This window comes from Campylobacter showae CC57C (assembly GCF_000344295.2).
Taxonomy (GTDB): Bacteria; Campylobacterota; Campylobacteria; order Campylobacterales; family Campylobacteraceae; genus Campylobacter_A; species Campylobacter_A showae_B.
In genome coordinates this window covers 1-12805 of sequence record NZ_AOTD01000093.1, presented here as the reverse complement: position 1 = coordinate 12805, position 12805 = coordinate 1, and the positions used below count along the sequence as shown (strand labels likewise).

Below are 12805 nucleotides of genomic sequence, written 5' to 3'. Positions count from 1 at the left end.
TATTTATGAGCGCTCTTTTTTTTACGCTCATCTTTTCGTAAAATATATCCACTCGCACGTGTGCGTCGTCTTTTAGCGCGTAGCTCATGCCAAGCAGGATGATGATGCTAAAAAAGTGCCACTCAAGCTCTTGGAGGCCTACGTTACCGTATTTGAAAAAATATCTCGCCGTGACGTTAAAAAAAACGTCCGCGATCATCAAAAACATCACGAGTATACAGACGTAACCCACGATGTCGCCTAATTTACCAAAAAACCTCTCTACTTTTTTTAAATTTCGTTCCATTTAACTCCCCAAAATTTGTCTAATCATTATCGCCAAAATGCAAATCGGCGCAACGAATCGCAGTAAAAAATACCAAATTTCAAAAACCGCCCTACCCATATACGGTAAAAATAGCTCCTCTAGACTGCCTCTTTTCATCGCGTAGCCGACAAATACCGCGATCACGATACCGCCAAGCGGCAGCATGATATTTGAGCCAAGATAGTCTAAAACGTCGAAAAATCCTTTGCCGAAAAACGTGAGCGCGTCTTTAAATTCGGCGATATTTGAAAGCGCGCAAAGCGTGCCCAGGCAATAAACGCAAACGCCAACGATCGCGATCGCGCCTAGGCGAGGGATCTTAAACTCGTTTATGAGATAAAAAACGAGCGGCTCGACCATCGAGATAGCCGACGTAAGCCCCGCAAAAATAAGCGCGATAAAAAATGTAAAACTTAAGACGTTTCCCATCGCTCCTAGCTTAGCAAACAGCGTGGGCAGCGATATAAACGCAAGTCCCACGCCCTGGCTAGGCTGCTCGCCGTACTCAAAAACAAAGGTAAAAACGATGAGGCCGATGACGACGCTAACGATGATATTTAGCGCGACGACGTAGAGCGAAGAGGTGAAAAGATTGGTCTTATCGTCTAGACTTACCGAATACGTCGCGATCGCACCGATACCAACACACATAGTAAAAAAAGCAAGCCCCAGAGCTACAAACACCGCCTCGCTCGTGATCTTAGAAAAATCAGGCACTAGCAAAAACTCCGCCGCCTGCGAAAATCCGCCCATCTGCATCGAGTAAATAAGCATAAAAATAAGTAGTAAAAAAAGCGTCGGCAAAAGCCATAAATTTATGCGCTCAATGCCGCCTTTTATGCCCTTTGAGAGGATGAAAAAATAGGCCGCGAACGCAATGCTAAAGTATAAAATTTGACCAGAGATATCAGAGCTTATAAATTTGCCGAAATTTTCGCCCGAAACCGCGATACTCTGCGGAAGCTCTCCCAGCGACAAGACCGAATACCTAATAACCCAGCCGATGATAACCGTATAAAACGACGCGACTAAAACGCCGGTTATCATTATGACGCCGGCATACCCCCAAAATTTGCCGTTTTTAGGAGCGAGCGAGCGAAAGGCGTTAACGGGATCGGCGTTTGAAATTTTACCCATCGCCATCTCGGCAAAAAATATACTAAGCCCAACCGCCACGGCAAAAACAAGGTACAAAAGCACGAACGCCGAACCGCCGTTTGCGCCGACCATATATGGAAATTTCCACGCGTTGCCAAGCCCGATCGCGGCACCCACGATGGATAATATAAATCCGATTTTAGAAAATTTATCGCTTGCCACGCTTAGCCCCTTAGCGCATTTATCGTGATGATGACGATGCTGATGGGAGCGACAAATCTAATCATAAAATACCAAATTTCAAAAACGGCCCTACTCATATACGGGCCAAAAAGTATGTAAAGCGCGTCTTTTTTGATGACAAAGCCGACGAAAATCGATACCGTGATGCCGCCTATCGGCATGATGATATTTGAGCTGAGAAAATCAAGGCAGTCAAAAAAGCTCTTGCCGAAAAATACCAAATTTTCCTTAACGCCTTCGATGCTTGAAAGTATACACAAAATGCCCATGCAGTAGATGAAAGCGCCGATTAGCGCGAGGGCTTTTTTACGAGAAAAGCCAAATTCGCGGATAAGATAGTGCGTAAACGGCTCCAGCATCGAGATAGCCGAGGTAATGCCCGCAAAAAGCAGAGCCGAGAAAAACGCGAACGCAAGCACGTGACCGAGCGTGCCTAGCTTCGCAAACAGCGTCGGCAGCGAGATAAACACGAGCCCCACGCCCTGACTAGGCGTCGCGCCAAACTCAAACACGAAGGTAAAGATAACAAGCCCCATCAAAATGCCCATCACGACGTTTATCACGACGATGATGATCGAGGAACTAACTAAATTTGTATTATCAGGCAGCGACGCAGAGTAAACGATAATGACGCCGACACCCAAAGACAGCGTAAAAAACGCAAGCCCAAGAGCGGTCAGAATGCTACTCACACCTAGTTTTGAAAAATCCGGAACCAGCAAAAATTTAGCCGACTGCACGAAGCCGTCCATCGTAAACGAGTAGCTAAGCATGATGATAAGCAAGATAAGAAGCGAAGGCATCATCCAAACATTTACGCGCTCGATGCCGCTTTTTATGCCCTTTGATACGATAAAAATGCAGAGAAAAAACACGATCGTGAAGTAAAAAATTTGAGACGCAGCGTCGTTAGCGTAAAAACTGCCGAAAATTTTTTCCGAAGCCTCGACGTCCTTTGGCAGCTCGGTTATTACCATCACTGCGTATTTTAGTATCCATCCGATGATGACCGTGTAAAAAGAGGCGATGATGATCGCGCCTATCATCGTAAAACCTGCAAATTTCCACGTTTCTTTGCGCTTTGGAGCAAGTTTTTTAAAGGCATTTACGGGGTCAGATTCAGAAAGCTTACCGATAGCTATCTCGCCGAAAAATATCGCAAGCCCAATAAAAAACGTCATAAAAAGATACAAAAGCACGAAGGCCGAACCGCCGTTTTGACCGACTAAATACGGGAATTTCCACGCATTTCCAAGCCCCACCGCAGAGCCCGCGACGGCTAAGATAAAGCCGATTTTTGAAAATTTATCCTGCGCCAAATTTAACCTTAGTATTTGAAATTTCAGAAGCGAGGCTAGCATAAAAAAGCTTTTAAAATTCTAATTTTTAAATAAATTCGTAGAAAAACGAAACATCGCTGAAATTTTTTGTAAATTTGTAGCACTAGCGGCGACAAATTTGACGAATAGAAAATTTATGAAAATTTTCTCGGTTTTAAGTAACTCAAAGCTAAATTTTTATAAAATGCGCTCTCAAAGCTTCAAAGTAGGGGTCTGATCCGAAATGGCTTAAATTTACAAGGAGACTTTATGAAAAAAGTTGTTTTCTTAATGATGGCTCTTGCTAGCTTCGCGTTTGCGGACGGCGGCGAAATGCTAAAATCTTACTCTGTTCTTGCAGCAGCAGTCGGTCTAGGCCTAGCGGCTCTTGGCGGCGCTATCGGTATGGGAAATACCGCATCTGCGACAATCTCAGGTACAGCTAGAAATCCAGGTGTCGGCAGCAAGCTAACTACGACGATGTTCGTTGCTCTTGCGATGATCGAAGCGCAAGTTATCTACGCACTAGTTATCGCGCTAATCGTTCTTTACGCAAACCCAATGTTTTAATATCGGGCGGGTTCGTCCCGCTCTTTTTTCTTTAATTTAATCTACGTGCGACCTTGGTGGAACGGTAGACACGCTACTTTGAGGTGGTAGTGCCGAAGGGTGTGCGAGTTCAAATCTCGCAGGTCGCACCATCATACTTATTAACCCCCAAGAAAAACTCTTAAAACCATCAATGATCTGCTAGCCTAAAATGTAACCGTGCAAAAATTAAGTCGATATACACAAATGTTCTTACGATTATCATCATATATCAAAGAGCTTAAGTCTATTGGATTGTTTTAGTGGCCGCCACAATTCTTTATACGATCAAATTGAAAAAGCGGTTTGCAAATTTAAATAACCGCAAAGAATCAAATCAACAATTTAAGTTTTAAAAATCGCCAAAAAGTAGTCGTCTCGCAAGACAAATTTAATCTGCTCATTCATGTCTAAATTTAGAACAATGATAAAACATGAGAAAAGGAAAATCTCAAATTTAATCGGCAAGTGCCTGGAGTCAATTCTAAAATAAAAAAGCGACCGAACTCCTATAAGAAGCCGGTCGCTTAAATTTACCTCGGAGCCAAACGTCAAATTTAAAAATTTGGCTACGAATTGTGTCCTACATAAAGACCGGTATCGTCGTATTTTTAAGGAAATATCTCGAAGTACCGCTCAAAAATATCTCCAAAAAGCCGTTTTCGCCGTATCTGCCCGCCACGATCAGATCAAATCCGCCCTCTTTAGCGCTTCGCAGCAATGCCTCGCCCGGTACCGAAGTCGTGCTCACGACCTCGTAAGTCGCCTGTATGCCATGCAGTTTTAGGTACTCTTCTAGTTTTTTTAGATTTTCCTCTGCGCTACCATCGCCAGAATGCGGCATGCAAGTGATACAATGCACTTTTTTAGCTTTTTTTAGCAGCTCGATCGAGCTGCTCACGGCGCGAGAGTTTTGCGTCGAGCCGTTCCAGCTAACTAGGATATTGTCGGCCTTAAAGCTCGTTATGCGCCTTGGTATTGTGATAGCCGTTTTGCCGCTTTTTAGCACCGCTGCTTCAAAAGTGCCGGTGATCTTACCGTCAAGCGGTACTGCGGCAACTACCATATCGCAAAATTTAGACTCCTGTTCGACCACTACGCTTCGCTTGCCGCTTTTAGTAACAAATTTAGCCGTCGTTTTGCCTTCGATCGGCTCGTCGCTAACCTTAACATCAAGCTCTTCGCAAAGTTTATGAAAAATAGTCTCATTGCGTTCGTGTTCGACGCCAAGCTCAGCTTTCGCCGCCTTTAAAAACTCATCGTAAAGAACTCCGCCCCTAAGCGTCATTTTCATATTATAAACAACGCCTGGATCTAGCTGGCAAGCCAAAATCTCGATGTGGCTGTTGAAATGCTTAGCGACCAGCAAGGCCCCTCTGATACGCTCTTTTACGTCGTCGCCCGCGCCGATTGGGAAAAATATTTTTTTATACTGCATCGGTTCTCCTTTAAATTTATTGCGCTAGAGAAAGGGAAATTTTGTGCCCTTTTTGCTCACTGATTTTTACTTTGACCTTATCGCCAGCTTTTAGAGGCGTTTTGATCTTTGAGATATGCAAAAGTCCGTCCACGCCGCCCGGAAGCCCGATAAAGGCGCCAAATTCTACCACGCTTTTTACCTCGCCCTCAAATTCGTCTCCGATATTAAACTCAGGCGTCTTGTGAGGTTTGCCGTCTTTGCCGCCTCTTTTGCCGCCAAAGCCCTTGCCGCCGTCTTTTGAGACGATTTGTATGATGTAGTCTTTAGCCGCATCTACGCTTGATTTTTGCGCGCCGGCGATCTTTACCTCGCCTTTTTCGCGGTCTAGATCGATGGCGACGTCAAATTTTTCGATAATCTCTTTTATCGTTTTTCCAGCTTGTCCGATGATATCCACGATCTTGCCCGGGTCAACGCTAAAGAGCTCTAGTTTAGGGAGTATATCTTCGTTTACGGAGATATTTTCGTTTGCTTTTTCCATCAAATTTAATATATGAAGCCTGCCCTCGCGCGCCTGTAAAAGCGCCTCTTTTAGCACGTCAAGGCTAATACCGCCCAGCTTTATATCCATCTGGAGCGCCGTTATGCCGTCTTTACTGCCCGCGACCTTAAAGTCCATGTCGCCGTCGTGATCCTCTAGTCCCATGATGTCGGTTAGAACAGCGTGTTTTTCGCCCTCGAAAATTAGTCCCATCGCAACGCCAGCTACTAGTTTTGGCGTATCAACGCCTGCAGCCCTTAGCGCCAAAGAGCCACCGCAAACGCTAGCCATCGAGCTTGATCCGTTACTTTCTAAAATTTCGGACACGAGTCTGATGGTATAAGGCGAATTTACGTCGATACTAGGTGCAAGGGCGCGTTTAGCGAGGTTGCCGTGACCCAGCTCGCGTCTACCCGGAGCCTTTAGCGGGCTAGCCTCACCGACGCTAAAGCCGGGGAAGTTGTAGTTAAACATAAATTTATCCGTCACGGCGCCTTTTTCCGTTAGCATATCATACATCTGCGCGTCGCCGTCGGTGCCTAGAGTCGCCACCACGAGGGCTTGCGTCTGGCCGCGGGTAAAGAGGCAGCTACCGTGAGCGTTTGGCAGGATATTTGTTTCGATGCTGATCGGGCGAACCTCTTTAAGCCCTCTGCCGTCAGCTCGAACGCCCTCGTTTATGATCTGCTCGCGGACGATTTTTTTCTTAAATTTAGCTAGGACGTTAGAGATGACCTCCTCCTCCCAGCCTTCTTTTTGCGCTACTTCGTCGGTTAAAATTTGCTTGGCGATCTTGGTTAGCTCGCTAGCGCGCTCGCTTTTAGCCATCTGATTTATAGCTGCCTTGACGTCGTTTTTATAAAATTCGTTTAGATAGACGGCGACGCTCTCGTTTTCGATCTCCGGTTTTAGCTCAAGCTGCGCGTCTTCTTTTTTATGCTGGCTAAATGCCTCTTCATAAGCGTTTGAGGCGCGAAGTATCGCCTTGCCAGCTTCTGCGATCGCCTCCACGATGAGATCCTCGCTAAATTCGTTCATATCCTGCATCGCTATCACGCCGCTTAAATTCGGATCCATCATAGGATCTAGCGCGATAGGCACTATCTCGTCTTTTTCGGTCGGGATACTTCTCATCTCGATCATCAAAAGTTCGTCTTTAACGCCTGCTACGTAAAGATCGAGTGCCGAAGTTTTTAGCTCGGAGTTGCTAGGATTTATTACGAATTTATTATCTATATATCCCACGCGCACGCCGCAAACGGGCGCATTTACGGGGATGTCGCTAAGATAAAGCGCGACTGAAGCGGCGTTTAGACCGACGACTTGCAGATCGACTTCGGGATCGCAAGATAGCACCATCACGACTATTTGCGTCGGATACGCGTAGCCCTTTGGAAAGAGCGGGCGCAGCGAGCGGTCGATGATACGCGAAGTTAGCGTCTCAAAATCCCCAGGCTTAGTCTCTCTTTTTACGTAACCGCCGGGAATCCTACCCGCTGCGTACGTTTTTTCGATGTATTGCACCGTTAGCGGTAAAAAATCCTCGCTAACTTGCGTATCCTCGCGAGCGACGGTGGCTAAAACTACGGTGTTTTTTACGCGTAAAAGCACCGCGCCGCTAGCTTGCTTGGCGACCTTGTTTATATCGTAAATTTCAACTTGATTATTGACTTCTATTGAATACTGCATGCCCTGATATCTCCTTGTTTTTGTAATGGTATATAAAATGGGCTCTCCTCTAATATGGAAAGCACGGTTTCTGGTTTTGGTTCGATTTTGTTTTCGTAGTAAAAATCCACTTCGATAAAATTTGCGATCTTGTGCACGGCGTAAATTTCATCCACCAGCGGCGCGATAGCTGCGGCTACGTCAGTAGCGATGAGCGGCGTAGCGTAGGTGACTGATTTTACCCGCTCGCGCATTAGCGTTTTTAGGCAGGTTAGCGCTGTAAGACCCGTCTCGCAGCCCTCGTCGATGAGCAGGATGTTTCTATCCTTTAGATCGCCGATAAGATTGCCTTTTCTAAATTTATAGACGTTTTTTAGGATCTTTTCGTCGTACTTACGGTCAGCCTCGCCGTAAACGAAATCGTAACTAATACCAAAGCTTTTAATCAGCTCGTCGTTTAGCACTACGTCGTCTTTTTCGCTAACCATCGCGATTTCGCACTCCGGGTTATTCGGCGCAAAAATACGCTCGCAAAATAAAATCTCATAGCTCAAATTTAGCCCGCGAGCCACGCTATCGACCATGATGACCGAGTCTATAGAGCTACATATCATCAGATACTCGCCCGCGACCAGCTCTTTTTTGGGCAAAATTTCGAGCAGTTTTTCGGCTGCTTCGAGCTGGTTTTCAAACATAAAGTCTTCGTAGCTACTCATTGCCGCCCTGCGTCGTCTGTCCTACCGAAAAGTCGTAGTGCACACCGCCCATCGGATAGAAATTTATAAAGAAGTAAACGCCTCTTGATTTTTTGGCGGCTGCTCCTCCTTTAACAGTGATCGGTTCAAGCTCCTCTTCGTAGACAAAGGTGTAGTTCCAGCACTTTCTGCGGTGAGAGACGCCTAGCTGCCACTGCTTATTGTAGTCGCGCTCGAGGTCGTACTGAGTACCGCTAAATAACCTATAGTTATACGGAAGCTCCACGTAACCGTTTAGGTGCAAGTAGTTTTGTTTTTCCTGCGCATTTTTTCTTTGCATCGTGTGCCAGAGGCTAGCGCCGAATTTATCGTGCGTATAGCTCGCGCCGCTTTGGACTTTTTCAAAGTATTTATTTACGTGCGAATACTCAAGTCTGTTGTAAAAAGACAAATTCGGTAGCGGATACCAGCCGATGATATTTTTCAAATTTGAGCGCTTATTTTCTTTGGTGTAATAACCCTGCGAAATCGTATGGCGTAAAATTTTCCTTCCGTCTTCATTAAAGAAATACTGCGTAGCTCTGGCCGAAACCTCGTCTCTAGTGTGCTGAGGATTGATAAAGCTTTGGTGTTTTCGTCTCAGCATATCATAGACATATACATTGCCGTCGTCTTCGGCCGTCTCGTATCTGTCTGGTAGGTCACCTTCATTATAAGCTTTAACTACGTAATCCACGCCCAAATTTAAACTATGATAGAAGCTCTCGTAAGCCTTAGCTAGGTCGGTGTAGAGCGAGAGTTTGTGGTAGTTTTCTATGTAGTTTGCGCTCTTGTCCTCATCTCCGGTCGGGCGGTACATTTTGTTTGCATAGTCCACGCGAGTAGCGTATAAATAGTGATAATATGAAAATTTAAGATAATCATCCGCTAAAGGTAGATGAAATGAAACCGGTAGATTAAATTCGTACTGCGTCGCTTTTACGCCGATTTTTCTCGTGTAGTTGTGCGAGTGGAGATCGACCGAATAAAGTACGTTCGGCAGTATGAAGCTATCTGTAAATTTGTGATACTGAAAGCTTGGGTACTCTTGAAGCGTATCTTTGTTTTCGTTCGGACTACCGATTTTTGACGTATCCGTGTAGTATCTAGCATATGCGCCGAAGTAATGCTTGTCGCTACTCAAGAAATAGTTTAGTTTTGAGGTCACGAGAGGGTTATCGTCACCACCCGAGCCTCGTTTTTTCAAATTTATATAGTCGGTATCGCTTAGCGCCATCGCATCGAGCCACAAGCCTTCCTGCAGATCCTCGCTTATCAGGTGCTTAACGAGTCTATCTCGCTCATATTTTACATCAGCGCCCTTATGCGTTTTGTTTTTCAGAGGGAGTCTTAGCGAGTTTTTCTCGATCTGTCTTTGGCGGTAGCTCTCGGTATCTCTAAATGCACCAAGCGTCACCGAGCCCCTAGAATAAGGCGAATCGGCAAATCTAAACGTACCGTAGATACCCGTACCGCGTCTAGTACGGATTTGCGGATCAAACTGCAAGTCCCAGCTGTCGTATTCGGCGATATAGATCGGTTGTTTGTAGTAAAATCCATCATTTTTACCGTAACCGAACTCCGGCGGCAAAAGTCCGGTACGTCTGCGAGTATCGGTTGAAAAGCCAAAATACGGCAGATAAAACACGGGGACGTTTCCGACGTAAAATATCGGATTAAAAAGGTGTAAAAACTTACTCTCGCGGTTTAATTTACCGCTGCTAAACTTAATCTTCCAGTCCGGGTCTTGGACGTTACAGCTCGATACGACCGCGCCGTTTACCTCGTAAAATTTAGACGTGCTGTTGCTCTCGTCGCTCTGCATCCATACTTCCATATCGCGGTTCATCATAAATAGCGTCTCGTAGTTGCTGTCTTTACTATTTAGATCGATCTTTGCGTATGAGCAGCGCGAGATTTCGTCCTTATTTCTTATCAAATTTACGTTACCGAAAAGCTCCAAGATCTCTTTTTGCTGATCGTAAACGGCTCTATCTGCGCTCATCAAATAATCTTGCGAATACACAAGCACGTTTTTATTTGCGGTAACTATGCCATTGTCGCGCTTTACGTCATCGGCCAAAAGCTCGAAATTTTGAACAGCATAGCAACTAAAAGCCCCAAAAATAAGCGTCAAAAAAAATCTAATAAACATTTATAACTACCGTTTTCGCGGCCTTATCTTGCCACGTTTGAAATAATGGATTTGAAAACGCCCATGCAAAACCTAGGAAAAACGCGTTTTCGCTGATAATGCGTACCAAAGAGCGAGTGAGAGAATTTAGCAAGCCGGGTTTATCGAGCAGATCGATATCCACGCACACGATCTTCATCGCGACCTTACCGATGCTAGCGCCGCAGTACCAAGTAAAAAACGTCTGATAAATAACCTCGAGCAAGACTATCTGAGGTATCATTTCCATAGCTAGCGCACTGATCTGCTCGTAATCTAGTCCGTCAAATTTCTCGTAGTAAACGGCATAAAACAAAAACGAGATGAGAAATTTATCTATCCCCCACGCGATGACTCTTTTGCCGACGCTAGCGAGCGTGATATTTTCATTTTCGAGCTTATCTATGACGCTCCTGCTCATTCGCGCCCTTTTAGAATTTGCCAGGCGATATCTTTTCGGTATTGCGCACCGTCAAATTCTACGTTTTCGCAAAGATCATAGGCCTTTTGCTGCGCTTGTTTTATGCTTTTGCCAAGCCCCACGCACACGAGCACCCGTCCGCCGTCGGCATATATCTCGCCGCTCTGCTCGCTTACGCCCGCGTATGCTATGTGCGAGTTTTCAGGCACGTTTTTTACGCTGATTTTAGCCTTAGGCGAGTTTGAAAAAGGATAATTTTTACTAGCCATCACGACGCCTACGGCAAATTCGTCCTTTAGTTTTACAGGTTTTAGATCGCCGTTTGCCGCATTTAGTAAAATTTCGCCCAGATCGCCGTCGATCAGCGGCATTAGCACTTCACACTCCGGATCGCCGAAACGCACGTTAAACTCGAGTACGTACGGCACGCCCTTAACCACCATAAGTCCCACGAAAAGCACGCCGCAGAAAGGATTTCCTTCAGCTTTCATGCCTTTTAAAGTCGGTTTTACGACCTCTTCTTCGACCTGTTTTATTAGTTCAGAGCTTGCTAGCGGACTAGGAGCGTACGCGCCCATACCGCCGGTATTTGGCCCCTCGTCGTTGTCTTTTAGGCGTTTATGATCCTGCGCTACGGGCAGGCTGACGAAATTTTCGCCGTCGCAAATCGCAAAAAAGCTAAGCTCAAATCCGTCTAAAAACTCCTCTACGACCACGCGTTTACCGGCCTCGCCGAAGCTCTCGCCGCTTAGCATATCGCGAGCCGCAGCCTTTGCTTCATCGCGGCTTTGCGCGATTATCACCCCTTTGCCAGCACACAGTCCGTCAGCCTTAACGACGACGGGAGCAGCAAGAGAGTCGATAAATTTAGCCGCAGCATCGTAATCATCGGTATTTAGATAAGCAGCCGTTCGGATAGCGTTTCTAGCTAAAAAATCCTTCATAAACGCTTTGCTGCCCTCGAGTCTAGCCGCAGCCTTGCTTGGTCCAAAAATGTTTAAATTTCGCGCCTTAAATATATCCACGACGCCGTCACTTAGCGGCGCTTCGGGACCGACGATCGTTAGTTCTATTTGCTCTGATTGGGCAAATTCTGCGAGCTGATTATAGTCTTTGGGTTTTAGATTTGTGCCAAGCTTTGAGGTAGCTCCGTTTCCTGGAGCAAAGAAAAGCTCGTGTTTGCGGGATTCTTGAAGTTTTAGAGCTATTGAGTACTCGCGCCCGCCGCTTCCGATTATCAAAATTTTCATAATTTCTCCAAAAATAAAAAACCCAAGTGAGCGGTGCGCATATAAGTGGCCCGAAAATTCAAAGCCAACCTTGCAAATAGGCGGTTCCTTTAGGTCGCAACTTCTCGCGCTCGCACGCTCAAACGAAGCCACGTCACACAGTTCCGCACATCTTCGCCGATACTAATGTGTTGGACCCTGTAAAAATACGCTGCCAAATCACTCAGGCAAGGTTATTATATAAAATTTTAGCTTAAAGTAGCGTTTTTGCGAGGCTTACGCAGGAATTTATATTTTGCTGGGTGCTTACTGCGGGCGAGGTAAAAATTTCTAGCTCCTTTGCCGTTGTAAGCCCTATAGCAACGGCTTTATAGCTCTCATCCCAGCCAAAATTTCGTATAAAATTTCGCACTGCTGAGGGGGCGGTAAAAATAATCGCCGAATTTTTAGGTGGTTTTTGCTCCTCGCAAAGCGGTTTAAAAACGTTTTCGTAAGCGATTATTTGCGTCAAATTTACGCCGCTTGAGCGTAAAATTTCACCAACGCTAGAAGCCGTCTCTCGCGCTCTTAAAAATAGCGTTTTTTTGCCTTGCAGAAGCGGTGCGATCTCGGCGGCAAAGTCGTTGCCGTGAGCGTTTTTTGCGGTGTAAATTTGAGCGAAGCCAAACTCGCTAGCCGCGTGGCTAGTGCCTTCGCCTATGGAGTAAATTTGCAAATTATCGGGCGAAATTTGATTAAATTTTAGCGCGTTTACGGAGTTTTTGGAGGTCAAAACCAGCGCGTCAAATTCGGCTAAATTTACGCTAAATTTATTAAATTTTATTTCGTTTAAAACCAGCGTCTTTACGCCTTCAAATTCCAAATTTGACCCGACTAGATAGATCATTTTCGCCCTTAGATTTATGATTTCGCGTCCAAATTTTACCGCAAATCCTCAAATTTTAAAAGCCGCAACCAAAACGCAAATTTTATTTCGTCGCGTCGCGCCTACTTAGATACTCTTTTGCCTTTTGTTTTAGTGCTTTATACAGCTTGCCGGCCTCGTCTGCACCGTATTTTTTCAC

At 45.5% G+C, this 12805-nt stretch carries 11 protein-coding genes and 1 tRNA gene; 2 read left to right on the top strand and 10 right to left on the bottom strand.

The annotated features are described in order from the left end of the window. The 3 genes from H740_RS03510 to H740_RS03500 all read right to left on the bottom strand — a co-directional run. Positions 1-286: TRAP transporter small permease subunit (locus tag H740_RS03510; protein WP_002951379.1), on the bottom strand; the 286-nt coding region annotated here is incomplete at its 3' end. Further along, positions 287-1627 carry a sodium-dependent transporter gene (locus H740_RS03505; protein ID WP_002951378.1) on the bottom strand — a complete coding sequence of 447 codons (1341 nt, stop codon included), beginning with the start codon at positions 1625-1627 and terminating at the stop codon, positions 287-289. Between the two features lie 2 nt (positions 1628-1629). Beyond that, the gene (locus H740_RS03500) at positions 1630-3009 is read right to left on the bottom strand and encodes a sodium-dependent transporter (RefSeq protein WP_002951375.1); all 1380 of its coding nucleotides are present in this window, start codon (positions 3007-3009) and stop codon (positions 1630-1632) included. Between the two features lie 228 nt (positions 3010-3237). Between H740_RS03500 and H740_RS03495 the strand changes: the two genes are divergently transcribed. Together H740_RS03495 and H740_RS03490 are read left to right on the top strand one after the other, a co-directional pair. Next, positions 3238-3537, top strand: a complete 300-nt coding sequence (locus H740_RS03495; RefSeq protein ID WP_002951366.1) for a F0F1 ATP synthase subunit C — start codon at positions 3238-3240, stop codon at positions 3535-3537. A gap of 47 nt (positions 3538-3584) precedes the next feature. Continuing rightward, positions 3585-3668: transfer RNA gene (locus H740_RS03490), tRNA-Leu, on the top strand. A 470-nt stretch (positions 3669-4138) separates the two neighbouring features. On the opposite strand, the gene H740_RS03485 is transcribed toward H740_RS03490, so the two are convergent. The 7 genes from H740_RS03485 to H740_RS03455 all read right to left on the bottom strand — a co-directional run bounded on the left by H740_RS03485 (position 4139) and on the right by H740_RS03455 (position 12627). Continuing rightward, entirely contained in the window at positions 4139-4993 is an 855-nt protein-coding gene (locus tag H740_RS03485; protein WP_002951364.1) for a universal stress protein, read from the bottom strand. A gap of 16 nt (positions 4994-5009) precedes the next feature. Beyond that, positions 5010-7205 (bottom strand): polyribonucleotide nucleotidyltransferase, encoded by a 2196-nt coding sequence (locus H740_RS03480; protein ID WP_002951362.1) that lies wholly within the window; start codon positions 7203-7205, stop codon positions 5010-5012. Then, complete coding sequence (locus H740_RS03475) at positions 7190-7900, bottom strand: phosphoribosyltransferase family protein (protein WP_002951361.1); 711 nt, start codon at positions 7898-7900, stop codon at positions 7190-7192. Before H740_RS03475 ends, H740_RS03480 begins: the two co-directional genes overlap by 16 nt. After that, complete coding sequence (locus H740_RS03470) at positions 7893-10073, bottom strand: LPS-assembly protein LptD (protein WP_002951359.1); 2181 nt, start codon at positions 10071-10073, stop codon at positions 7893-7895. The genes H740_RS03475 and H740_RS03470 overlap by 8 nt, the downstream gene beginning before the upstream one ends. Then, the gene (locus H740_RS03465) at positions 10063-10512 is read right to left on the bottom strand and encodes an RDD family protein (protein ID WP_002951357.1); all 450 of its coding nucleotides are present in this window, start codon (positions 10510-10512) and stop codon (positions 10063-10065) included. The genes H740_RS03470 and H740_RS03465 overlap by 11 nt, the downstream gene beginning before the upstream one ends. Further along, positions 10509-11762: a phosphoribosylamine--glycine ligase gene (gene purD / locus H740_RS03460; protein WP_002951355.1), complete on the bottom strand. Its 1254-nt coding sequence runs from the start codon at positions 11760-11762 to the stop codon at positions 10509-10511. The genes H740_RS03465 and purD overlap by 4 nt, the downstream gene beginning before the upstream one ends. Before the next feature lie 232 nt (positions 11763-11994). Then, positions 11995-12627, bottom strand: coding sequence for a uroporphyrinogen-III synthase (locus H740_RS03455; RefSeq protein ID WP_002951353.1), 633 nt, complete (start codon positions 12625-12627; stop codon positions 11995-11997). Between the last annotated feature and the right edge of the window lie 178 nt (positions 12628-12805).

What these genes read in the sequence shown, in the direction of transcription:
- H740_RS03500 (WP_002951375.1), bottom strand. Translation starts at nt 3,009, where the DNA reads ATGCTAGCCTCGCTTCTGAAATTTCAAATACTAAGGTTAAATTTGGCG.
- H740_RS03495 (WP_002951366.1), top strand. Translation starts at nt 3,238, where the DNA reads ATGAAAAAAGTTGTTTTCTTAATGATGGCTCTTGCTAGCTTCGCGTTT.
- H740_RS03485 (WP_002951364.1), bottom strand. Translation starts at nt 4,993, where the DNA reads ATGCAGTATAAAAAAATATTTTTCCCAATCGGCGCGGGCGACGACGTA.
- H740_RS03480 (WP_002951362.1), bottom strand. Translation starts at nt 7,205, where the DNA reads ATGCAGTATTCAATAGAAGTCAATAATCAAGTTGAAATTTACGATATA.
- H740_RS03475 (WP_002951361.1), bottom strand. Translation starts at nt 7,900, where the DNA reads ATGAGTAGCTACGAAGACTTTATGTTTGAAAACCAGCTCGAAGCAGCC.
- H740_RS03470 (WP_002951359.1), bottom strand. Translation starts at nt 10,073, where the DNA reads ATGTTTATTAGATTTTTTTTGACGCTTATTTTTGGGGCTTTTAGTTGC.
- H740_RS03465 (WP_002951357.1), bottom strand. Translation starts at nt 10,512, where the DNA reads ATGAGCAGGAGCGTCATAGATAAGCTCGAAAATGAAAATATCACGCTC.
- purD (WP_002951355.1), bottom strand. Translation starts at nt 11,762, where the DNA reads ATGAAAATTTTGATAATCGGAAGCGGCGGGCGCGAGTACTCAATAGCT.
- H740_RS03455 (WP_002951353.1), bottom strand. Translation starts at nt 12,627, where the DNA reads ATGATCTATCTAGTCGGGTCAAATTTGGAATTTGAAGGCGTAAAGACG.